This is a genomic window from Kaistia granuli DSM 23481 (assembly GCF_000380505.1).
GTDB classification, from domain to species: Bacteria; Pseudomonadota; Alphaproteobacteria; order Rhizobiales; family Kaistiaceae; genus Kaistia; species Kaistia granuli.
Map to the genome: position 1 here is coordinate 233,712 of NZ_AQYH01000006.1, position 22,376 is coordinate 256,087.

General features: G+C 64.8%; 19 protein-coding genes. 1 reads left to right on the forward strand and 18 read right to left on the reverse strand.

Features of this window, described 5'->3' with window-relative positions; all coding sequences use genetic code 11:
* Positions 1-41: 41 nt before the first annotated feature.
* From manD to G342_RS0108745, 9 genes are all read right to left on the reverse strand, one after another.
* The gene (manD, locus tag G342_RS0108705) at positions 42-1,253 is read right to left on the reverse strand and encodes a D-mannonate dehydratase ManD (RefSeq protein WP_018182743.1); all 1,212 of its coding nucleotides are present in this window, start codon (positions 1,251-1,253) and stop codon (positions 42-44) included.
* 51 nt (positions 1,254-1,304) lie between these two features.
* Positions 1,305-2,135 carry an NAD-dependent epimerase/dehydratase family protein gene (locus tag G342_RS0108710; RefSeq protein WP_018182744.1) on the reverse strand — a complete coding sequence of 277 codons (831 nt, stop codon included), beginning with the start codon at positions 2,133-2,135 and terminating at the stop codon, positions 1,305-1,307.
* Positions 2,136-2,145: 10 nt separating this feature from the next.
* Complete coding sequence (locus G342_RS0108715) at positions 2,146-3,108, reverse strand: mannonate dehydratase (RefSeq protein WP_018182745.1); 963 nt, start codon at positions 3,106-3,108, stop codon at positions 2,146-2,148.
* Positions 3,109-3,198: 90 nt separating this feature from the next.
* Positions 3,199-4,203, reverse strand: coding sequence for an ABC transporter ATP-binding protein (locus tag G342_RS0108720; RefSeq protein ID WP_018182746.1), 1,005 nt, complete (start codon positions 4,201-4,203; stop codon positions 3,199-3,201).
* A gap of 1 nt (position 4,204) precedes the next feature.
* Positions 4,205-5,233 (reverse strand): ABC transporter ATP-binding protein, encoded by a 1,029-nt coding sequence (locus G342_RS0108725; protein WP_018182747.1) that lies wholly within the window; start codon positions 5,231-5,233, stop codon positions 4,205-4,207.
* Positions 5,234-5,238: 5 nt separating this feature from the next.
* A complete protein-coding gene (locus tag G342_RS0108730; RefSeq protein WP_018182748.1) occupies positions 5,239-6,147 on the reverse strand; it encodes an ABC transporter permease in 909 nt (302 codons plus the stop codon).
* Positions 6,148-6,156: 9 nt separating this feature from the next.
* Positions 6,157-7,155, reverse strand: coding sequence for an ABC transporter permease (locus G342_RS0108735; RefSeq protein ID WP_018182749.1), 999 nt, complete (start codon positions 7,153-7,155; stop codon positions 6,157-6,159).
* Positions 7,156-7,230: 75 nt separating this feature from the next.
* On the reverse strand, positions 7,231-8,976 hold the full coding sequence (locus tag G342_RS0108740; protein WP_156830865.1) for an ABC transporter substrate-binding protein: 1,746 nt from the start codon (positions 8,974-8,976) through the stop codon (positions 7,231-7,233).
* Between the two features lie 642 nt (positions 8,977-9,618).
* Positions 9,619-10,305: a GntR family transcriptional regulator gene (locus tag G342_RS0108745; protein ID WP_018182751.1), complete on the reverse strand. Its 687-nt coding sequence runs from the start codon at positions 10,303-10,305 to the stop codon at positions 9,619-9,621.
* Between the two features lie 426 nt (positions 10,306-10,731).
* Between G342_RS0108745 and G342_RS0108750 the strand changes: the two genes are divergently transcribed.
* On the forward strand, positions 10,732-11,319 hold the full coding sequence (locus G342_RS0108750; protein ID WP_018182752.1) for an IMPACT family protein: 588 nt from the start codon (positions 10,732-10,734) through the stop codon (positions 11,317-11,319).
* Between the two features lie 11 nt (positions 11,320-11,330).
* Here G342_RS0108750 and G342_RS0108755 read toward each other — a convergent pair whose 3' ends face one another.
* The 9 genes from G342_RS0108755 to G342_RS0108795 form a co-directional block, all read right to left on the reverse strand.
* Positions 11,331-12,029, reverse strand: a complete 699-nt coding sequence (locus tag G342_RS0108755; RefSeq protein WP_018182753.1) for a FadR/GntR family transcriptional regulator — start codon at positions 12,027-12,029, stop codon at positions 11,331-11,333.
* 136 nt (positions 12,030-12,165) lie between these two features.
* Entirely contained in the window at positions 12,166-13,224 is a 1,059-nt protein-coding gene (locus tag G342_RS23665) for an ABC transporter permease (protein WP_018182754.1), read from the reverse strand.
* Positions 13,221-14,753: a sugar ABC transporter ATP-binding protein gene (locus G342_RS0108765; protein ID WP_018182755.1), complete on the reverse strand. Its 1,533-nt coding sequence runs from the start codon at positions 14,751-14,753 to the stop codon at positions 13,221-13,223. The genes G342_RS23665 and G342_RS0108765 overlap by 4 nt, the downstream gene beginning before the upstream one ends.
* A gap of 71 nt (positions 14,754-14,824) precedes the next feature.
* Positions 14,825-15,958, reverse strand: a complete 1,134-nt coding sequence (locus tag G342_RS0108770) for a sugar ABC transporter substrate-binding protein (protein WP_018182756.1) — start codon at positions 15,956-15,958, stop codon at positions 14,825-14,827.
* Between the two features lie 384 nt (positions 15,959-16,342).
* Entirely contained in the window at positions 16,343-17,377 is a 1,035-nt protein-coding gene (locus G342_RS0108775; protein WP_040878580.1) for an aldo/keto reductase, read from the reverse strand.
* Positions 17,378-17,587: 210 nt separating this feature from the next.
* Complete coding sequence (locus tag G342_RS0108780; RefSeq protein ID WP_018182758.1) at positions 17,588-18,643, reverse strand: aldose epimerase family protein; 1,056 nt, start codon at positions 18,641-18,643, stop codon at positions 17,588-17,590.
* A gap of 109 nt (positions 18,644-18,752) precedes the next feature.
* Positions 18,753-19,808, reverse strand: a complete 1,056-nt coding sequence (locus G342_RS0108785) for an ABC transporter permease (RefSeq protein ID WP_018182759.1) — start codon at positions 19,806-19,808, stop codon at positions 18,753-18,755.
* Entirely contained in the window at positions 19,805-20,788 is a 984-nt protein-coding gene (locus G342_RS0108790) for an ABC transporter permease (RefSeq protein WP_040878583.1), read from the reverse strand. Before G342_RS0108790 ends, G342_RS0108785 begins: the two co-directional genes overlap by 4 nt.
* On the reverse strand, positions 20,754-22,316 hold the full coding sequence (locus G342_RS0108795) for a sugar ABC transporter ATP-binding protein (protein ID WP_040878500.1): 1,563 nt from the start codon (positions 22,314-22,316) through the stop codon (positions 20,754-20,756). The genes G342_RS0108790 and G342_RS0108795 overlap by 35 nt, the downstream gene beginning before the upstream one ends.
* Between the last annotated feature and the right edge of the window lie 60 nt (positions 22,317-22,376).

Sequence of the window (22,376 nt, forward strand, 5' to 3'; positions counted from 1 at the left end):
GGCCCGGCTCGGCGCCGGACCGCTGCGAACGCAATGTATGGCTACCAGTGCCAGATCGTGCCGTCCTCGAGCCGGTTGACCGGCAGATAGGCCCGTTCGTACGGATATTTGGCGGCCAGCGGCTCGTCGATATCGACGCCATGGCCGGGGGCCTCGCCCGGATGGAGATAGCCGCCATCCTGTTTCCAGGCATGCGGGAAGACCTCGTGCATCAGCGGCGTGTAGCCGGAGAATTCCTGGATGCCGAAATTGGGCACCCAGAGATCGATATGCACATTCGCGCCCATCGCGACCGGCGAGACGTCCATCGGGCCATGGCAGGCGGTGCGGACGTGGTAGATCGAGGCGAAGTCGAAGATGCGCCGCAAGCCTGTGACACCGCCGGCATGCACCGAGGTGGCGCGGATATAGTCGATCAGCTGTTCCTCGATCAGCAGCTTCGCATCCCAGATCGTGTTGAAGACCTCGCCGAGCGCGATCGGCTGCGTCGTGTGCTGGCGGATCAGGCGATAACCTTCCTGCAGTTCGGCAGGAACCGGATCCTCCAGCCAGAACAGCCGGAACGGCTCGAGATCCTTGCCGAGACGCGCCGCCTCGATCGGCGTCAGCCGGTGATGCGTGTCGTGCAGGAGGTGAAGGTCGTCGCCATAGCTGTCGCGCAGGCGGGCGAACAGCTTCGGGATGTGGACCATGTATTTGGAGGTGGACCACACCTCCTCGTTCGGCAGCGCATCGACCATGCCGCCCTTGCCCTGCTCGGACCCCTTGCCCGTCCCGTAGATGGCGGGAAGGCCGGGAATTCCGACCTGGGCGCGGATGGCGACATAGCCCTCCTCGCGCTTCCTGCCGACGGCGTCGACGGCCTCCTCGATGCTCATGCCCTGGGCATGCGAATAGACCATCACCTTCTCGCGCGAGGCGCCGCCGAGCAGCTGGTAGAGCGGCATGTTCGCCGCCTTGCCCTTGATGTCCCAGAGCGCCATGTCGACGGCCGAGATCGCGGCCATGGTGATCGGTCCGCGCCGCCAGTAGGCCCCGCGATAGAGATACTGCCAGATGTCCTCGATCTGCGCCGGATCCCGCCCGATCAGCAGCGGCGCGACGTGATCCTGAAGGTAGCTGACGACGGCGAGTTCACGGCCGTTCACCGTGCCGTCGCCGATGCCGTAGAGGCCTTCGTCGGTGAAGATCTTGACCGTGACGAAGTTGCGCCCGGGCGAACAGACAATGACTTTGACGTCGGTGATTTTCATTGGATTCTGCCTAGATCGACATGGGCCGCGGCGGCCCGAGTGGGGGGCGGATCAGATCGGGTCGTGGCGCCAGCCGAGCAGACGCTCGGCTTTGGCCGACGAGAAGAAGCTTCGGTGGCCGTCGAGGTCGCCACGGATCGGCACATCGGGGAAGAAGCGCGCGGCGACTTCGCGAGACGGGATGTCCAGCAGGCTGTCCGGTCCGATGATGTAGAACACCTCATGGCCGGTGAAGGACGCCTCGAGCGCTTGCAAGCAGGCCCGGGCGGCGGCGTCATAGCGCGTATAGGCCCAAAGATGCAGGGCCGCCGCCTCGGTCGCGACGCCGAACGCGGCGACCGCGTCCGCCTTTTGCTCGACGACGAGATGGAAGCGCATCGAGGCGATGCGGATATCCTCGTAGCGACGGGCGAAGCAATCGGCCTGCTGCTCGCAGATCCATTTGGAGAGGCTGTAAGGCTCCTCGCTGTGGTTGGGATGTTCCTCGTCGATGGGAAAATAGTCGAAATGCGGCGCCCGGCTGAACGAGAGCCCGATCGCATTGACGCTCGACGCCTGCACGATCCTGCGGATCCCGACCTCGATCGCTGCCCGCATCGCGTTGTAGCTGCCGACCACATTGTTGTTGTGCACGACATGGTCCGGATAGCCGATCGGCGCCGGGATCGCCGCCATGTGGATCAGCGCGTCGCAGCCCGCAAAGGCCGCGACGAGCGCGTCGTAGTCGCCAATATCGGCCTGGACGAAGCGGCAATTCGGCCGCTCCTCCGGTGCCGCCGGCGCGACGCGATCGATACTGACGACGCTATGGCCCTGGCGCAGGGCTTCGGCCGTGATGGCACGACCGATCCTGCCGGTCGCTCCGGTAATGGCGATCTTCATGAGCCAGGTCCTATTCGGCGTAAACGGCCTGGTGCAGGCCACGGATATAGCCGATCGCGTACAGCCGCCCGAAAGCGGAGTAGCCGGCATTCTCGTTGCTATCGCCCTCGACGGTCGGCACGTGATCCGGCCGCAGCACACCGTCGAAGCCGATGTCGCGATAGGCCTTCATACAGGCCAGCATGTCGGTCTTGCCGGCGTCGTGCCATGCTTCCTCGAAGCGGGTCGGCGTGCCGATCACGTCCCGGAAATGCACGAAGGTGATCTTCTTGCCGAACTCGCGGATGACAGCGGGCAGGTCGTCGGTCATCAGGGTGAAGTTTCCCTGGCAGAGCGTGATGGTGTTCATCGGGCTGTCGACCAGATTGATCAGGCGCCGGTAGTTGTCGATCGAGCGCATGATGCGGCCGACACCACGGATCGGCGACAGCGGCGGATCATCGGGGTGCATCGACAGCTTGACGTTCGCCTTTTCGGCGACCGGCAAGACCTTGCGGAGGAAGTATTCGAGATTGGTCCAGAGCGCTTCCTCGTCGATCGGCGGATTGTCGGTCAGATTGTCCGGCACATCGTTGACGTCGAAGCTCGTCACCACCGAACCACCGCGCGACGGCTTGGCCAGATTGGTGCGCACCCAGTTGAAATCGGTCATCCACTCGTAGCACCAGACCGGAATCCCGAGCTTGCCCATGTTCTCGAGCAGGGTGCAGACGGTGGCGATCTCCTCGTCGCGGCCGGGCAGTCCGCGCTTGGCCTTGTTGAGCGGCGGCCGCGCCTCGATCACACGGAGTTCGAAACCGCCGGCCTCGTAGTTTTCCTTCATCCGCTTCAGCGGCGCGTAGTCCCAGGGCGCCTCGCCGGGCCGGAGATCGTCGGACGGAAGTCCGCCGACCGCCAGATCGACGCCCGCCTGCTTGGCGAGCTTCCACACCGGCGACGGTGCCGGGCTGATGAATTCGGCTATTTCGAGCATGCTAGAAAGTCCCGTGTCTTGGACCGGTCAGGATGACCGGCAGGGTAGAGATGAGCAGTTGGGAAGGGCCGGAGCGAGCTCCGGGGTGGTTCAGGCAGGCAGCAATTGGGAGAGGCGCTCCATCGCGACCTCCGGCTGCTTGTGGTGGAGGAAGCAGGATGCGGTGTGGGTCGGGCTGATCTCGAACAAGGGCGGCTCGGTCGCGCAGATGTCCATCGCCTGCGGACAACGCGAGCGGAAGCGGCATCCGCTTCCACCACCGCCCGCCTCGCGCGCCTTGATCGGTTGAGCCCCCCAGCGCTGGTCCAGGTTGGGCCAGGGGATCGAGTCGACGAGCAGCTGCGTATAGGGGTGCTGCGGGTCCTTGATCACCGTGTCGACGTCGCCCGCTTCCATCACCGAACCGCGATAGAGCACGATGATCGATTTCGCGATGTGATAGGCGGTGGTCAGGTCATGCGTGATGTAGATGATCGAGACGCCATGGTCGCGCTGCAGGTTGCGCAGCGTTTCCAGGATTGTGGCCCTCAGCGACGCGTCCACCATCGATACCGGCTCGTCGGCGATCAGCAGCTTCGGCTTCAGCAGCAGCGCCCGCGCGACATTGATGCGCTGGCGCTGGCCGCCCGAAAGCTGGTGCGGGAAGCGCCCGAGAATATCCTCTGGCCGCAGCCCCACCGCCGTCAGCGCTTCTTCCATCTTGGCGCGGGCATCCGCCTTCGACTTTGCCAGCTTGAAGCGCTGGATCGGCACGGTCAGCAGATGGTCGACGGTGTAGAACGGGTTGAAGACGGCGAACGGATCCTGGAAGACGGCCTGCACTTCCCGGCGGTACGCCATCTTGTCGGCGCCGCGCAGCGTCGAGATATCCCGCCCGCGATAGATGATCCGGCCGGTCGTCGGCTGCGTGAAGCCGAGCAACAGCATGGCCAGCGTGGTCTTGCCGCTACCGCTCTCGCCCGCGACGGTCAGGATCGTCGGCTCGTCCTCGCGCAAAGTCAGCGAGAAATCGCTGAGCGCGACATTGGACTGCGCATGCAGGAGGCCGCGCGAATAGACCTTGGAGACGTTCTCCAGCCGCAAGAGGTCGGCCATGTCAGACTTCCCCATCATAAAGGTGGCAGGTCACGCTGCGGCCGCCGGGCAGGATCTGCGCCTCCGGACGGGTCGTGCTGCAGACGGGCATGACGCTGGCACAGCGCGGGTGGAAGGCGCAGCCGCTCGGCAGGCGAAGGAGCGAGGGCGCCAGGCCGGGAATCCCCTGGAAGACCCCCTTGTTGTCGAGGCTCGGCAGGCTCTCGATCAACGCGCGCGAATAGGGATGCTTCGGATCGGTGAACATCTCGCGCACCGTGCTCATCTCGACGAGCCGGCCGGCATACATCACCGCCACCCTGTCGACGAACTGCGCCATCAGGCCCATGTCGTGGCCGATCAGGATGACTGCCGCGTTGATCGCCTTCTGGACGTTGTCGATCGTCTCCATCACCTGGCGCTGGGTGACGACGTCGAGCGCGCTGGTCGGCTCGTCGGCGATGATCACATCGGGGTCGAGCAGGATACCGATCGCGATGCAGACGCGCTGCTTCATGCCGCCGGACAGTTCGTGGGCGTACATCCGGAACACGCTGGCATCGAGATCGACCGATTGCAGCGCCCGCTTGCAGCGCGCCTCGATCGCAGGCTTGGGCTCGTTCGGCAGATGGGACCGCACGGCATCGGCCATCTGGGCGCCGATCCGCATCACCGGGTTGAGCGAGTTCATGGCACCCTGCGGGATATAGGCGATCCGGCTCAGGCGAGCGTTGCGCATGCCCTCCTGGTCGAGCGCCATCAGATCGACATCGCCGACGATCACCTGTCCGCCCTCGATCCGGCCCGGCGGCTTGATCATCCGCATCATGGCAAGGGCGAGCGTGCTCTTGCCGGAGCCAGACTCCCCCACCATGCCGAGCTTCTCGCCGGCATTGAGCGTGAAGCTCACATTGTCGAGCGCCTTGGCGCGGCCGGAATCCGTGTAGTAGGTGACCTCGAGATTGCGGACATGGAGGATCGGATCGGTTGCCATGGTGCCGAGAGGCCGAATCTGCGGGCGCGGTTCCGCTGCGCTTTGCATGATGTTCATCGTGGTCACTCCGTCCTGCGCACGCGGGGATTGGCCAGTTCGTCCAGTCCCATATTGATCAGGGCGAGAGATCCGAGGATCAGGATCATCGCGATCGACGGGATGATCGGCCACCACCACCAGCCGTTGAAGATGGCGCCCTGGCTCTGCGCGGCCCAGATGATGTTGCCGAGCAGCGGCTCGCGCAGCGGCCCGAGGCCGAGCACGGCGAGATAGAACGCGGCGAACACCGCCACAAAGACCTGGGCAACGAAGGCGGCCGCGATGAACGGCAGCAAACAGGGCAGGATTTCCTTGAAGATGATGCCGAGATCACTGACGCCGGAGAGCTTCGCCACGGCGACGAACTGCCGTTCCTTCATCGTCAGGACCTGCGCCCGGATCACCAGCGTCGGCCCCATCCAGGCGAGCAGCACGACGATCAACGCCATGGTTATGATGGTGACGTCGCGCTTGTCGAGCGATCCGGCGATCACGACCTGGATCAGCAGCACCGGGATCGGCGCCAGAACCTGGCAGACCGTGCGGACCGTGCCGTCGATCCAGCCGCCGAAATAGGCGGAGGTGAAGCCGAGAACGACGCCGATAAACGTTCCGAGACCGCCCGCCACCACGCCGATGAAGGCGGTCTGCCACATGCCCACCACCATGGCGGCGAGCAGGTCGCGACCGAAGAAATCGGTACCGAAGGGGTATTTCCAGCTCGGTGGCTTCTTGAGTGCCACGGAGAGCGGATAGGCGTTCTTGGTGTTGACCGTCATGAGGCCGATGACCGTGAACGCCACGAGACCGAAGAGGATGATCAGTCCGACGGCGAGGCCCTTGTTGCGACGCAGGTAGCGCAGCACGAGGATCAGCTTTCCCGGACGCTCGATTGATTTCTCGACGGGGGGCGACATCGCGATAGTGGACATGGTGCCCTCCTAGGAGTTCCGGATGCGGGGATCGAGCAGCGGGTAGAGGAACTCGACGATGGTCATCAGCACGGCCACGGTGATCGTGATGAAAAGCACGATCCCGTAGATCGTCGGGAAGTCGTTCGAGCGGATGGCGAGATTGAGCATGGTGCCGATGCCGGGCAGACCGAACAGGCCCTCGACGATGATGGCCGAGGTCACGACCGTGCCGAGCGCCAGCGCGAAGCCGGTGACCTGCGGCAGCAGCGCATTGCGCATGTAGTAGTCGCGGAAGATGCGGCCGCCCGTGAGCCCCTTGTGCTCGGCGAAGTTCACGTAATCCTCGCCCTGGATGGTGATGCCCATGCCGCGCATGGAGAGCACCCAGCCGCCGACAGAGCCGAAGATGAGGGCGAGCGCCGGCAGGATCTGATGCCGGAGCATGTCGAGGGCAAAGGTCCAGGAAAGGTTCGGCACCTGGCCGACGGAATAGGCACCGCCCAGCGGCAGCCATTTGAGCTTGAAGCCGACGAAGAAGATCAGAAGGATGGCCATGATCACGGGCGGGACGCCCGTCAGCAGGATGAAGGGCGTGGCGATGCTGCGCATCCATTTCGGCGCCCGCGGCCAGGCCGCGATCCCGCCAAGCAGATTGCCGATGACGAAGCTCAGGATCGTCGAGACCAGCAGCAGGCCGATCGTCCATGGCAGGGACTGCGCGATCAGGTCGGAGACCGTCGACGGGTAGCGGTAGAGCGAATAGCCGAAATCCAGGCGAACGATATTGTGGAGATACTGCCAGTATTGCGTCAGAAGCGGCTGATCGAGGCCGAACTGCTGCTGCATCGAGGCGATGATCTTCTCCATGTCGCCGGGCGAGAAACCGCCGGTGCGGGCCAGTTCGCCGAACCGTTCACGCAGCGCGTTGCGGCTCGAAAGGCGGGGGATGAAGAAGACGATGGTCGACGCCGCCCATATGACGAGAACGAGGAAGACCAGGCGTCGGAAGACGAACTTGAGAGTCACGGGCACATTCCTGCTGGTTCTTGCCGATCGGGATGGTGCGCGCCAACGCGGCGCGCACCCCTCTTCGCAAGCGGACTACTTCGCGCCCGCGGGCTGAAGCGCCGTGACGATCGGCAGGCCGGTATGGGCCCAGAACGCGCCGTTCGAACCACCGGCGAGGTTGGTCGAGCTCGGCCAGTTCTTCCAGTAGTGGTTGTTGTAGGGAATGCGGTGCAGCCACTGGATCACCGGCACGTCGATGACGTCGCGCCAGTAGATGCCGAGAGCCTTGGCAGCCCCCTCCTGGAACTTGGGATCCTCCGAACCGAGCGGAGAGATCTCGTCCAGGAGAGCGTCAAACTCCGGATTCTTGTAGCGCGAGAACCGGTTGTTGCCGGCGGCGGAGCCGATGGTGCCGCTATACTTGCCGTGGAAGAGGTTCAACGCCTCGAACGGGTCGTACAGGCTGGCGCCGTGGCCGAACAGGTAGAGGCCTGCCTTGCCGTCGACCATGTTCTGGAAGGCGTCGGTTCCGAAGTTCACATTGGAATCGAAGCCTGCCTGGCGCAGCATTTCCGCCAGGATCGGCGCGATATCACCATGGATTGTCTCGAACGCCTGGATGGTCGCGTCGAGGGTCTTGCCGTCCTTCTCCCACAGGCCGTCACTGTTCTTGGTGAAGCCGGCCTCCGTCATCAGCTTGGCGCTTTCCTCCTGGTCGAACTTGCCAGGCTCGTACTTCGCCTCTTCGGCCTTCACGGCTTCCGAGTCCGCGAACTTCTGCAGGTTCGGATAGAGCGGGAACGGATAGATGGTAGCGATCTTGGCGCCGTCGTAGAGCACTTCGTTGATGCGCTCGCGGTCGACGGCGAGGCTGATCGCCTTGCGCACGCGAACATCGTTGTAGGGTGCGAGTTCGGTGTTCATCCAGAGCGAATTCGGCCACCAGTCGAGATAGCCATAGGGCGACTCGGCCCCGGTCCAGGACTGGATATCCTTGTTCTGCTCAAGGATGTTGGCAATGATCTGGGCCCGCATGTCGACCGATGAATCGAACTCGTTGTTGACCAGACGCTGGGCAACCGAGTCGATCGGCTGGTTCAGGATGTTGACGATCACGACCCGCTTGACGGCAGGCTCCGCCGAACGGCCGGCCTTCACGCCCCACCAGTCGGGCCGCAGGTCGAGGATCTTCTGGTTGGCGTTCCAGGCCACGACGCTATAGGGCCCGGAATGCGGCATCTGGTCGAGGCCGACCGCCCGGGTCGGATCTTCCTGGGCCGACATCCATTCCGCCGGAACGATCGGCAGGCCGGTATCGAACTTCTCCGTCAGCACCTCGAACTTGAAGCGCGGCGCCGGCTGCTTGAACTTCACCTCGACGGTCAGGTCGTCCTTGGCGGTGACGCTGTCGACGAACTGGTTGAAGTGCGCGTGGTAGGGCAGCGTCTCCCGCTGCATCTGGCCTTCGAACGTATAGACGACGTCCTTGGAGGTGACCGGCTTGCCGTCACTCCATTTGGCGTCCTTGTTCAGCTTGATTTCGAGCGAGGTGAAGTCCGGGCTCGTATACTCCATGCTGTCGGCCAGCCAGGGAATGTATTCGCCCTTGAAGATGCCGTAATACATCAGAGGCTCGAACAGGAGATTGTTGCCCTCCTGATGGGTGTAGCCCGGCAGCACCCACGGATTGGTGGTGCCGATCGACGTGCCGCCGGCGACGCCCCAGGCCAGAACCAGGCTCTGGTCGCGCGGAACGGCGGGCAGATCCCCCTTTGGCGTGATTTCCTGCGCGGCGGGTAGCCCCGCATTTTGCGCGAACGACGCGGACGGCGCCAACATGGCCGCAACGACCACGAGTGCGCCTGCAATACTTTTCAGATTGACCATATGACAGAAATCCTCCCTTGCCTGTCGAATGGAACAACTTCAGTATTTCAATTCACCTCAAGGAATGACCGCCACATTTTCTTGTTTTACGGATCCGGCAGTCAACAAACGACACGGACATCAACATAGAAAATCATCATATCGTGGCGAGCAAAGATCCAGCTTCGCCCACCGACATCCGCACCGAGTAACCTGAACGAACGTCGAGCCGATTTCCTCGATCGCCTCCGCTCGCCCCCTATTTCAACGGATTGGTGACGCCATGGAAATGGCAACAAGTATTCACAAAGAATACAAGCCCAATATATAATCCATAACGATTTTATCGACGGCCGAATGATCTTCATTCGACACTGAACGACCCCCTCCCGTTGCGGCACCGCAACATGATACAGCCCGCAATTCTATATTGTAACCTTAGCGTTAAGTCGTTTGTGCGACTTGGTCAATCTCCAAACTGTCTTTTATTTCGCGTATCAGATCAACCCTCCTGCAGGTTCACTTTTGAACTTCTCACAACCGGAAAGGTTCAGCCGGTGACCACCTTCCGCCACCCGCGCCCGTCGTCGACGAGCCTCGCGCCAACCTCGGCATCTACACCATCCCCTCCTTCGGGCTGGCACGACGCGCGGCGCGCATCTGCTCGATGATGTGCCGGCCCGATCCCTCGACATGTCGCGCCACGATCGCCGCGGCCGCGTGCTCGTCATGCGCCTTGATCGCCTCGAGCACCTCGCCATGCTCGCGCATGACCGCCGCCTGACGCCCGCGCGAGGTCTGATGCCGGCGGCCGATGGCACGCAGGATCTCGCGATGCTTCCACCAGAGGCCAACGGCATGCCGGTTGTAGTGGCGCTCATACATGGTGTGGTGGAACTGCGTATCGAGCCAGCCATGGCGGACCGGATCGGAATAGTTGAGGTCGAGCATTTCCGCGTGCAGCGCTTCGAGCGCTGCGATGTCCGCATCGGTGGCGATGCCGACGAACCAGCGCGTCAGCGCCGGCTCGATCAGCACCTCGATCTCGTAGATGTCGCGAATGAAATCCTCGTCGATCGGGCGCACCCGGGCGCCGCGATTGGGCACCATGACGACGAAGCCCTCGCCGCGAAGTTGCTGCAGCGCCTCGCGGACCGGGTTGGTCGAGGTGCCGTGCCGTTCGGCGAGATCCGCGACGACCAGGCGGGCATTGGCCGGCAGGCGCCCGGAAATAATGTCCTCGCGGATGGCCTCGTGCAGCGCGGATTCATGATCCAACGTCTGCGAGGCCGGAAAGTCCAAGCTGGGAACAACGATGCTCACCGCGCCTCAACCTCGTCCGCATGCGCGATGAACACCCGAGGGCAAGAACACGCGATCCATCCGATTTCGTGTATGATTCATGCCGAAGTTTGCACGAGATGTCGAGTCGAGAGCACCATCTCCTCCAGAAGGGATCGATAACCTTTGCTGTCGCGATGTCATCCTCGCGTCATCATCGGCCATGGATGAGCCGCCAACGACGCGCGCCGGCTTCAAGAAACGAAAGAGAGGCCACTCATCGTCGGCGAATCTGGGCGCGGATCAGCACCTCGATGCACTGGCGCTCGTCATGCGAAATGGGGCATCACTCCGGAGCGGGGTCTTGATCCGGTCGAGGCCGCCGACGGCAAGGTCGACGGGCGGCGAGGGACCGGTGCGATTCAGGACGATGCGACAGGGACGTTGATGTTCACCCTCAAAGGAATCGAGACCTTCTCGCAGGAGATCAAGAAGAGCCGATTCCTGGCGTTCGCCGGGCCGGTGTCGGACGAGGCGGCTGCGAAGGCCTTCATCACGAACCACTCCGACCCGACGGCGAACCACAATTGCTGGGCCTGGCGCATCGGGCAGCACTATCGCTTCCAGGACGATGGCGAACCGAGCGGAACGGCCGGCAAGCCGATCCTGCAGGCCATCGACGGGCAGTCGCTGGACGGCGTCGCCGTCGTCGTCACCCGCTGGTTCGGCGGCATCCTGCTCGGCAGCGGCGGGCTGGTGCGCGCCTATGGCGGAACGGCGGCGGCCTGCCTGCGCGCGGCCGAGACGCTGCCGCTGATCGCGACGGAGGAGGCTACCATCAGCGTTCCGTTCGGCGATCTGGCACTGGTCCAGGCGCGCCTCGCGACACTGCCGTCGACGCAGGTACTCAGCCAGCGCTACGACGAGTCCGGCAGCGACATCGTGGTGGCGATCCACAAGACGGAAATCGACGCCGTCGAGGCGCTGGTCGCCGACCTCACCAGCGGCCGCGCGGTCATGGCTCGCGCTCGCTGATCCGGTTCTCTCTAGAGACCCAGGCGACGCGCCGAATTCGACAGGTGCGAGCGCATCGCCGCGGCGGCACCGGCTGGATCCTGCGCGCGGATCGCCTCGTAGATCCGCTGGTGCTCGTCATGCGAGATCGCCTGCGTCTTGGTGAAATCGAGCGAGCGCAGCGCGACGAGGATGCTCTCCTGCAGCTTCACGTCGACGAAGGCAATGAACAGCGAGACAAACGGGTTCTTGGTCGCGCCGGCGACCGCGCGATGGAAGCTGATGTCGGTCTCGACATAGGCGCTATGCAGATCCCGGACCGCCGCCATGTTGTCGATGCAGCGGACCATTTCGACGAGATCCTCGTCGGTCCGGTTGATCGCCGCCAGTTCGGCCGCGCCAGTCTCCAGCATCAGCCGGAGCTCGTAGAGATGCCGGTAGTCCTCCGGCACGGCCAGGCTGTTCGGCTCCAGCGTCAGCGAGTTGGCCGCCTCGGGCGAGGCGACGAAGGCGCCGATGCCCTGGCGCGAGACGACCAGCCCCTCATGCCGGAGCTTGGCGATCGCCTCGCGGATGACGGCGCGACTGACACCGTGCTGCGCCGCGAACTCCTGCTCGGTCGGCAGCTTGTCGCCCGGCTTCAGGTTGCCGCGCAGGATTTCGAAGCGCACAAAGGCGGCGACCTGGGATGGGAGCCCCTGCCGGCTGACCTTGTTCGGATTGATTTCCATCGCGGCGACTTTTCCTTTCAATGATGTCCCGAACGGCGGTACTCGCCCTTCCTTCGATCGTTCACCATGGCCTCATACGCCGAGTTGCGGTCTCAGGCCAACATCGTCGCATCTTTTCCGCCGGAACGTCCGCCGATCAGGCCGGCCGCGCGCGACGGCGACCGATCTTCAGGACACGCTCATTCACGCGCTTATCGACGACGACGGCGGCGATCAGGACCAGGCCCTGGGCCACATATTGCCAGAACGGCTCGACGCCAGAGAGGTTGAGCCCGTTCGACAGCACGCCGACGATGATGGCGCCGATCACGGTTCCCATGATGCGGCCCTCGCCGCCGGAAAGGCTGGTGCCGCCGATGATGACGGCTGCGATCACCTCCAGCTCGAAGCCGACGCCGATGTTGGGATCGCCCGAACCGACGCGCGAAGAGAGCACGATTCCCGCCAGCGCCGCCATCATGCCGCTCAGCACATAGAGCGAGATCAGCGTGCGCTCAACCGGGACGCCGGAAAGCCGAGCCGCCTCCTCATTGCCGCCCACGGCATAGACATGCTTGCCGAACTTGGTGCGCTGGCTGGCCCAGCCATAGACCAGCGCGACGACCGCCGCGATCAGGATCGGCATCGGGAATGGGCCGAGCTTGGCCGTGCCGATGGCGGACCAGTTCGGCGGCAGACCGACAAGAATGGCGCTCGGCGTGATCAGATAGGCGATGCCGCGCGCGATGTTGAGTGAACCGAGTGTGACGATGATCGGGCTGACCCGCATCCTGACGATGATGGCGCCGTTCAGGAAGCCGATCAGCGCTCCGAAGGCGAGCGCCGCGAGGAAGGCGAGCGGCAGCGGCACGCCCTTGACCGCGAGGCTGGCCGCGACGACCGAACAGGCCGCCAGCACGCTGCCGACCGAGAGATCGAGGCCACGCGCGATCATGACGGCGGTCATGGCGCTGGCGGCGATGATCAGCGGCGCGGTGTTGCGCGCCAGATTCTGGAAGTTCGACAGCGTCAGGAAGCGGGGATTGAAGAAGCTGAAGACGAGAATCATCAGCAGCAACACCAGCAGCGTGACGATCGTCTGCAGCTTCTGACGGTCGGCGACGATCGATCGCCAGACGGATGGTCTCTGCACGGAATTCCCCTCGCCGTTCTTAAGGCTATTCTTGGATGGATGGCTGCCGAAGGGTGCGTTCATGGCTGGTCTCCATGCAGCATCGAGAGTTCGATCACCTCCGCCTCCGAGGCGTCGCCCGGCAATTCACCCACCACCTGCCCGTTGTTGAGGACGATGATGCGGTCGCAGAGCCCCAGCACTTCGGGCAGCTCCGACGACACGAGAAGGATCGCCAGCCCAGCCTTCGCCAGGTCGTGGATCAACTTGTAGATCTCGCGCTTGGCGCCGATATCGATGCCGCGCGTCGGCTCGTCGAGCAGCAGCACCCGCGTCTTCATCGTCAGCCACTTGCCGACCACGACCTTCTGCTGGTTGCCACCGCTCAGGAGGCTGATGCGCTGCTGGAGCGTCGGCGTCTTGACGTTCATGCTCTCCACCGCGTGACGCGCCACCGCCTCGGGCGCGCCGCTATTTTCCCGCCGACTGGCGGGAAACTCCTGCCAGGGCAGCAGGACGTTGTCGAAGACGCTGAGCACGCCGACGATGCCCTGGCCGCGCCGTTCCTCCGGCACCAGGCCGATGCCGGCGGCGATCGCCGCGCGGACCGAATTGGCCGGCACCGGGCTGCCGTCGACCGACACCGAGCCGTCCGACACCTCGTCGGCGCCGAAGATCGAGCGCAGCAGCTCCGTGCGCCCCGCCCCGACCAGCCCAGCGACGCCGACGATCTCGCCGGCACGCACGACCAGGTCGATATCGCGAATGCGCTCACCCGACAGCCCCCGGACCTTGAGAACCGGGCTGCCTGGCTGCCGGTCCTTGACGGGAAAGACGTCGCCGAGGTCGCGGCCGACCATCAGGCGGATCAGCTCGCGCGGCGTCGCCTCGGCGCGCGTCAGCGTCGCCACCCTGGCGCCGTCCTTGAACACCGTGACGCGGTCGCCGATCTCCTCGATCTCGCGCATCTTGTGCGAGACATAGATGATGGCCTTGCCCTGCTGCTTCAGCGTGGCGATGACCTGGAACAGGCGGCGCACCTCCTGCTCCTCGAGCGGCGAGGTCGGCTCGTCCATAACGATAACGTCGGCATTGGCGCAGAGCGCCTTGGCGATCATCACAGCCTGCTTCTCGGCCGTCGAGAGCCGCCCAACCCGGATGTCGGGATCGAGTGCGTCGAAGCCGATGCCGAGCAGGATGTTTCGCGCCGTGTCGGTGGCGGACTTCGCGTCGAAGCGGCCGCGCCGGCCGGGCTCGGAGCCGAGCACGATGTTCTCAGCGACCGTCAGCCCGTCGACGACGCTCAACTCCTGGAAGATGAAGGCGAGGCCGAGTTCCTTGGCGTCGCGCGGGCCATGCATTTCCGCTTTCGTTCCACGCACGAAGATCTCGCCGCTATCCGGCTGGATCGCGCCGGCGAGGATCTTGACGAAGGTAGACTTTCCGGCGCCGTTCTCGCCGATCAGGCAATGCACCTCGCCGCGCATCAGGTCGAAGTCGATGCCGGCGAGCGCGCGCACACCCGGATATTGTTTGGAGAGCCCGAAGGCCTGGAGAACAGGGCGTCCCGCCTCGGTCTTCGGCGCGGGCTCCGCCAGATCCATCGACGACATCAGGCATTCCTTGAGCGGCGTGACAGGGAGGACGCGGCGGCGGATGCACCACCGCCGCGCCGGAGAGACGGTCAGCGCGGATATTGCTGCGTCAGCCAGGCCTTGATGCCCTCTTCCGTCGGATTGATCGGCGGGTAGCCGACGACAACCTGGGTGTTCGGGTTCGTCTTGCCCTCGACGGTGGCGCCGAGAAGGTTGAACGTCGCGAGGCTGAAGTCATAGGGCGGGTAGCCGCTCTCGGCCTTCAGCGGCGAGGCATCGCTGCCGAGCTCGGCCATCACCGGCTCGGAGCCGTCGACCGACGCGACGACGCCCCAGTCCGGCGAGTAGGAATCGGCCGCCTTCATCGCGGCGATGGCGCCGAGCGACGAGTCGTTGTTGATGCCGAAGATGACGTTCAGCTCGGGATTGCCCTGCAGCAGGTCGGCCGCTGCCGGGTTGGCCTTATCGATGACGCCGCCGCCATCGACCGACTGCGCGACCACGGCGGTCGGGATCAGCGACTTGAAGCCGTAAAGGAAGCCGTTCTTGCGGTCCTGAACCTGCGGCAGCTGCGGCAGGTCGACGATGCCGATGATGGCCGGCTTGTCGCCGAACTTCGCCTTGTAGTAGCGGGCGGCGTTGCAGCCGACGAGGCGCGGGCCGTCGAAATCATTGGCGAAGACGCGCGGTGCGACGACCTCGGTCGGCTGGACGTTGTAGGTCACGACCTTCAGCCCAGCGTCGAGCATGCGCTTGACCTGCGGCACGGCGGCGCCGCTATCGAGCGGCGCGAAGGCGACCGCGTCGGGCGCGTCCGAGATGATGTCATCGACGAGCTTCTGCACCGTGCCGGCGTCGAAGCGGCCGTCATAGACCTTCAGGTCGAACTTATACTTGGCCGCCAGCTGCTCCCAGTGGCCCTTGATCGCCAAGAAATAGGGCTGGCCGAGGCCCATGACCGAGAGCGCGACGCGCTTGCCGGTCAGCGCGCTGGCGGCGGGCTGCTCAAGCCATGTGCCGGGCTCGGAAGCATAGCCGGTGAAGCCCGAAACGGCGGCCGGGATGTCCTTCACCGCCGCCGGATCGGACGGCTCGCAGAGTTCCGTCGAGAACGAAGCACCGGCGATCGCGACCGGCCCGTCGGCAGCGTTCGCCGCAACGGCCGAAAGCGCCAGCAGCGCGCCGGCGGCGACACCCAGGCTGAGTGATTTCAGAATAGTCAAATTCACCTCCCATGATTGACTGGTCAACCGGTTATCATACGTCATGTCATCAGACAAGTATGGGACGAGCAGAACGCGACGGCAATCGCACGGCGATCGTTGGATTTCGACGTCTGGGTTTCGGCAGGGGTAGAGGGAGAAGGCCCAGCGCAGATCTGACCGGGCTTCGGAGGTTATAGAAAGGGCTGTGCCGCGTGTCCGCGCGACAGCCCTGGGTCGATGGCCGAGAATGCTCGGCTCGATCGAGGCAGCCGGCCAAGCCGGATTGCGCAACGCGGAGCAGCATCGCCACGATGGCGTCAGGGCACGCCCCCCGAGTGGGGACTACCGTCCCCTTGCAGGAACCGCTCCGATGCTGGAGCGGTTCCGCTTGTCGAGAAAAACTCAGAGCGCCGGGATCAGGCCCTCGGCCTCGAGCGTCGTCCAGAGCTCTTCCGGGATGTCGCGCTCGAACCACTCCACATTGCCGTTGACCTGCGCCGCCGTCTTGGCGCCGATGACGACGACGGTGGCGGCCGGATGGCGCAGCGGATACTGGATCGCGGCGGCCGGCAGCGGCACGTCGAAGCGGCGGCAGACGGCCTCCAGCTTCTCGACCTTGGCGAGCACCTCGGCCGGCGCGTCGACATAGTTGAACTTCTTGCGGCCCGAGGTCGACGCCAGGATGCCGGAGTTGAACACGCCGCCGATGACAAGATCGACATCGTGCTTCTTGGCCAGCGGCAGGAAGGTCTCGGCGGCATCGCCGTCCAGCAGTGTATAGCGGCCGGCGAGCAGGCAGACGTCGAGATCGGCCTCCTGCATGGCGTCACGGATGACCTGCCACTCGTTGACGCCGAGGCCGAAGCCGGCAATCAGCCCGGCCGCCTTCAGCTCGGCCAGTGCCTTGAAGCCGCCGCCCTTGGTCAGCGCGCCCCAGTGGTGGTCGTGCAACTCGCCGTGCGTGACGCGGCCGATGTCGTGCAGGAACAGGATATCGAGGCGGCCGAGGCCGGTGCGCTGACGGCTGTCGTCATAGGAGCGCAGGATCGCGTCGTAGGAATAATCGAACACTTCGCGGAACGGCAGGCCGTTGCTCCAACCGGAATCGAACTCGTTCTTCGGCGCTTCCGGCGGCAGGACACGGCCCGGGCGCTCGAAGCTCATGAGACGGCCGACCTTGGTCGAGACGCGGAAGGCGTCCGGATCCTGCTCGCGCAGGAAATGCCCCATCAGATGCTCGGCCCGACCGAGGCCATACATCGGCGCGCTGTCGAAATAGCGCAATCCGGCGTCCCAGGCGGCGCGCATCGCACCCTCGGCATCCGACAGGGCAACCGGCGCATACAGGCCGCCGAACGGTGCGGTGCCGAGACCGAGCAGGGTCAGTTCGATATTCGAACGCTTGAGGAGCTTCTTGTCAGAGGCTTTCATCGAGATCACTCATCCGGTGTTGAGGTGGGTGTGAATTCGCGGCGCGCCATCCCACGCGCATGACGGCAAGATCAAGAGAAACGCCCGCACGGCCTGGCGCACCGAATCGGGCGAGCCGGCAGGCGTTGCAACTCGGGATGGGACGCGAGAAACCGCACGCCCACAAGAGCGGACATGACGTTTACGACAACCAGGGAGCACAGTGTCCCCTGCCCGCTACTCGACGAACAGCCGGATCGACATCCGGTGATCGTAGACCTCGCCGGGCAGCACGGTCGTGCTCGGGAAGTGGGCGAAATTCGGGGTGTCGGGGAACTTCTGCGTCTCGAACGTGTAGCCGGCGAAACGGCAATAGGGCGTGTTGGACTTGCCGATCACCGTCTCGTTCAGATAGCCGCCGGTATAAAACTGCACGCCGGGCTCGGTGGTGTGCAACTCGAGGCCACGACCCGAGGCGGGGTCGACGACGCGGGCGCACAGCCGGAGATCGTCAGCCTCCCCCTTCAGGCACCAGTTGTGATCGTAGCCGCCGCCGACGAGATGGCCGGTACCGACATCGGCCAGCGCATCGATGTCGGCGCCGATCGGCTTCGGAACACTGAAGTCGAACGGCGTGCCGGCGACCGCAAGGATCTCGCCGGTGGTCAGGAGTTCGGCGTCGATCGGCGTGTAGAAATCGGAATTGAGAACGAGCACCTGGTCGCGGACATCGCCGGAGCCGTGGCCGGCCAGGTTCCAGTAGGTGTGGTGCACGGCGTTCAGGATCGTCGGCCGATCCGTCATGCCGCGAATGGCGATCTCCAGCCGATTGTCGTCGGTCAACCGATAGCTCGACGAGAGGTGCACGGTGCCGGGATACCCCTCTTCGCCATGCGGCGCTACCGTCGAGAAGGTGACCGTATTGGTCGCCTCGTCGACGGTCGCGTCCCAATTCTTGCGGTCAAAGCCGGCGATGCCGCCGTGCAGGTGGTTGGCGCCCTCGTTCAGCGAAAGCTGGAACGCCTCACCGCCGAGCGAGAAGCGCCCGTCGCGGATGCGGTTGCCATAGCGACCGCAGGTGGCGCCGAAATAGGTGTCGGTGGCGACATAGGAAGCGACGTCGTCGAAGCCGAGCACGATGTCGGCCATCTCCCCGGAACGGTCCGGCGCATGGAGTTCGGTCAGCCGCGCACCATAGGTGATCAGCTTGGCGGACAGGCCGTTGCGATTGCGCAGGACGAAGCCGCGGACGACTTCCCCGTCCAGATGTCCGAACACGAAGCTCTCGATCATTGTCGCTCTCCCCCGAGCCTGGTTGCCGCCTCGCTTCGGCGCGAGGGCATGGTGATGGACGCCCGCGTCAGGCAGGCTCCGGTCTATGGACCGCCACGAACGCAGCGCGTCAGCTCTTGGTGTTCTTCATGAAGCTTGCCTGGACGATGACGACGACCAGCAGAAACGCGCCCCGGACGACCGACTGCCAGTAGGCGGAGAGCGAGATCCAGCCCATGCCATTCTCGAAGTTGAGGATAGTGTAGATCAGCCCAAGCAGCAGCGACCCGGCGAGCGTCGCAACGATCGAGCCCTTGCCGCCGGTGAGCAGTGTGCCGCCGACCACCACCGAGGCGATGGCGAACAATTCCCACCCGGCGCCCTCGACCGGCTGGCCGGCGCCGAACTGGGCGGCGAGGATGACCCCGGCGAGCCCGGCCAGGCTGCCCGAGATCAGATAGACGATGAAGACCGTGCGGCCGACCGGCAGCCCCATCAGCAGGGCCGCTTCCTCGCCGCCGCCGACGGCGAGAACGTGGCGGCCGAAGGCGCGCCAGCGCATGACGATGGCGCCGAGCACATAGGCGGCGAGCGCGATCCAGGCCGGAGTCGGGAAGCCGAACAGCAATCCAAGCGGCCCGGCGAACCAGTTGGCATCCTCGGCGTCGATCCATTCGGGACGTAGCGGCGCCAGCAAATCGCCCTGGCCGAGCGTCATGAACGCCGTTTCATAGGAGACGGAGACCGACTGGTTGCCGGCGAGCAGCAGCGCCGTGCCGCTGGCCGCCAGCATGACGGCGAGCGTGGCGATGAACGGCAGGATCTTGAGGCGCGTGATGATCAGGCCGTTGATCGCGCCCGCCGCCGCCCCGACCAGCAGGCCGCCGGCTAGGCCCGGCAGCAGGCCGTAGGGGCTGAGCATCGCCGAGACGACCGAGCCGAGCGCTGCGACCGAACCGACAGACAGATCGATGCCGCCGGTCATGATGACGAAGCACATGCCGAGCGAGACGAGCGCGAACATCGAGGAATAGCGCAGCACCGACAGCACGTTATAGCTGCCGAGAAAGCCTTCGTAGCGCCAGCCGCCAAAGGCCACCAGCGCCAGCAGGAGCAGGACGACGCCGAGCCCCTGGGGGAAGCGGAACTCGCGCGTCGCGCCGCGGAAGGTGGCGATCGAGGTCATGCCCTGTCCTGTCGCTGCAGCCAGACGGCCAGGATGATCAACCCGGCCTTGACGATGAGGGCCGCCGAGTCCGGCACGCCATTGGCGAGCAGGGTGTAGCGGACGAGCTGGATGATCAGCGCGCCGATCAGCGTGCCGAGGATGGTCGCGCGGCCGCCGGTCAGCAGCGTGCCGCCGACCGCCACTGCCGCGATGGCGTCGAGCTCGATGCCGAGGCCGATCAGATTGGCGTCGGCGGCCGAGTTCATGGCGATGACGATGAGGCCGGCAATGCCGCTGCAAACCCCGGAGACGACGTAGACGATGGTCTTGACCCGCGCGACCGGGACGCCGGCAAGCCGCGCCGCCGCCTCATTGCCGCCGATCGCCAGCACCTGGCGGCCGAACACCGTCTTGCGCAGCGTCCAGGTGGCGGCGATCACGATCACCGCCATGATCCAGACCTGGAACGGCACGCCGAGCAGCCGGCCGATGGCGATCTGCTGGAACTCCGGCACCTTGAACACCTGCAAATCGCCATTGGTCCAGACCTGCGCGATGCCACGCCCGGCGATGAACAGGACCAGGGTGGCGATGATCGGCTGGATCGAGAAGCGGGTGATCAGCCAGCCGTTGAAATAGCCGAACATGCCGGCCACCATGACCGGCAATACGATGCCGAGTGCGATGCCGACATAGAGGTTGGGCACCGGAAACAGCTGCCCGGTGAAAATCATCGGCGAGAGGGCGCCGGCGATCGCCATCAGCGAGCCGACCGAAAGATCGATGCCGCCGGTCGCGATGACCAGCGTCATGCCGACGCCGACCACCATGACCACCGCGACCTGCGTCAGGTTGATGGCGAGCGTCTGGGTGGTGGCGAAGTGGGGCGTGAAGGCCAGGTTGAAAAGGATCAGCAGCACAAGCGCCAGCACCGCGCCCCAGCGTTTGAGAAAGACCGATATGTCAGACAAAGGCCGCCCCCTTCGGGGACGTCGCATCGGCGTCGCCGCCATGCGCCATCGCATTCATCAGCGCGGACTCGCTGATCTGGTCCTTGTCGAATTCCTCGACGGTGCGCCCCTCGCGCAGCACGAAGACGCGGTCGGCGCCCTCGACGATCTCTTCGAGCTCCGAAGAGATCATCAGCACGCCCAGGCCCCGCTCGGCGAAGGAACGGATCAGGCGCTGGATCTCGGCCTTGGCGCCGACATCGATGCCGCGCGTCGGCTCGTCGAGAATCAACAGCTTCGGATCCATGCAGAGCCAGCGCGCCAGCAGCACCTTCTGCTGGTTGCCCCCGGAGAGCTCGCGGATCTTCTGCTCCGGGCTGGAGCATTTGATGCCGATCTCGGTGATGAAGCGTTTGACGATTTCGGCCTGGCGGGCCTCGTCGACGATGCCGGAACGGGCCAGCGCCGGCAGCAACGCCAGCGTCATGTTCTCGCGCACCGACATTTCCGGAACGATGCCGTCGATCTTGCGATCCTCCGTGCAGAAGCCGAGGCCGGCGGCGATTGCCTCGCGCGGCGAAGCGAAATCGGCCTTCCGGCCGGCAAAGCGAACCTCGCCGGCCCGATGCGGCTCGGCGCCGAAGACGGCGCGCGCCGTTTCCGAGCGTCCCGAGCCTAGCAATCCCGCCAGTCCGACGATCTCGCCGCTGCGCACGGCGATATCGGCCGACTGCACCCGGCGGCCGACCGCGAGACCGCTCGTTGCCAGCAGTTCGCCGCCGATCGCCTGACCGCCCTCGCCGAAGGCGGTCGAACCTGCCTTGCGGATTTCTGCGAGATCGCGGCCGAGCATCGCCGCGACCAGTTGCAGCTTGCCCATATCCGCCATGTTGGCGACGGCGACGGTGCGACCGTCGCGCATGATCGTCACCCGGTCGCAGACGGCATAAAGCTCGTCCAACTTATGGCTGACGAAGACGACGGCGACGCCCTGCGCCTTCAATTGCCGGATGGTCTGAAACAGGATCTGCACCTCGGCCTCGTCGAGCGACGAGGTCGGTTCGTCCATAATCACCAGGCGCGCCTCGAACGAGACGGCGCGAGCGATCGCCACCATCTGCCGGATGGCGGTCGAGAAATTCATCAGGGGCTCCCGCACATCGACAAAGACGTCGAAACGCGCCAGGAGGCCGCGCGCGCCCTCGTGCATGGCGCGCCAATCAAGGAAGCCGAAGCGAGACTTGATCTCGCGGCCGAGATAGATGTTCTCCGTCACCGACCGGAAGGCGATCAGGTTGATCTCCTGGAAGATCGTCGAGATGCCGCCACGCTGCGCCGCCTGCGGCGAATTTGCCGTCCAGGGCGCGCCGGCGAAGGTGATCGCGCCGCCATCGCTGGCGACGGCGCCGTTGAGGATCTTGATCATGGTCGACTTGCCGGCACCGTTCTGGCCGATCAGGGCCATGACTTCGGCCGGTGCCACCTCAAGCGATGCGCCTGTCAGCGCCGGAACGCCACCAAAGCTCTTGTCGATGCCCTGCATAGAAAGCAGCGGCACCTGAGATGCTGTATCCATGTGTGACCTTGGAGGACTGTCGCGGAAATCTGGGGAATGGCGAGCATCCCCGACCGAAAG

What these genes read in the sequence shown, in the direction of transcription:
- G342_RS0108795 (WP_040878500.1), bottom strand. Translation starts at nt 22,316, where the DNA reads ATGGATACAGCATCTCAGGTGCCGCTGCTTTCTATGCAGGGCATCGAC.
- G342_RS0108720 (WP_018182746.1), bottom strand. Translation starts at nt 4,203, where the DNA reads ATGGCCGACCTCTTGCGGCTGGAGAACGTCTCCAAGGTCTATTCGCGC.
- G342_RS0108715 (WP_018182745.1), bottom strand. Translation starts at nt 3,108, where the DNA reads ATGCTCGAAATAGCCGAATTCATCAGCCCGGCACCGTCGCCGGTGTGG.
- G342_RS0108755 (WP_018182753.1), bottom strand. Translation starts at nt 12,029, where the DNA reads ATGGAAATCAATCCGAACAAGGTCAGCCGGCAGGGGCTCCCATCCCAG.
- G342_RS0108740 (WP_156830865.1), bottom strand. Translation starts at nt 8,976, where the DNA reads ATGTTGGCGCCGTCCGCGTCGTTCGCGCAAAATGCGGGGCTACCCGCC.
- G342_RS0108750 (WP_018182752.1), top strand. Translation starts at nt 10,732, where the DNA reads ATGTTCACCCTCAAAGGAATCGAGACCTTCTCGCAGGAGATCAAGAAG.
- G342_RS0108780 (WP_018182758.1), bottom strand. Translation starts at nt 18,643, where the DNA reads ATGATCGAGAGCTTCGTGTTCGGACATCTGGACGGGGAAGTCGTCCGC.
- G342_RS0108765 (WP_018182755.1), bottom strand. Translation starts at nt 14,753, where the DNA reads ATGTCGTCGATGGATCTGGCGGAGCCCGCGCCGAAGACCGAGGCGGGA.
- G342_RS0108785 (WP_018182759.1), bottom strand. Translation starts at nt 19,808, where the DNA reads ATGACCTCGATCGCCACCTTCCGCGGCGCGACGCGCGAGTTCCGCTTC.
- G342_RS0108725 (WP_018182747.1), bottom strand. Translation starts at nt 5,233, where the DNA reads ATGAACATCATGCAAAGCGCAGCGGAACCGCGCCCGCAGATTCGGCCT.
- G342_RS0108790 (WP_040878583.1), bottom strand. Translation starts at nt 20,788, where the DNA reads ATGCGACGTCCCCGAAGGGGGCGGCCTTTGTCTGACATATCGGTCTTT.
- manD (WP_018182743.1), bottom strand. Translation starts at nt 1,253, where the DNA reads ATGAAAATCACCGACGTCAAAGTCATTGTCTGTTCGCCCGGGCGCAAC.
- G342_RS0108710 (WP_018182744.1), bottom strand. Translation starts at nt 2,135, where the DNA reads ATGAAGATCGCCATTACCGGAGCGACCGGCAGGATCGGTCGTGCCATC.
- G342_RS0108730 (WP_018182748.1), bottom strand. Translation starts at nt 6,147, where the DNA reads ATGTCCACTATCGCGATGTCGCCCCCCGTCGAGAAATCAATCGAGCGT.
- G342_RS23665 (WP_018182754.1), bottom strand. Translation starts at nt 13,224, where the DNA reads ATGAACGCACCCTTCGGCAGCCATCCATCCAAGAATAGCCTTAAGAAC.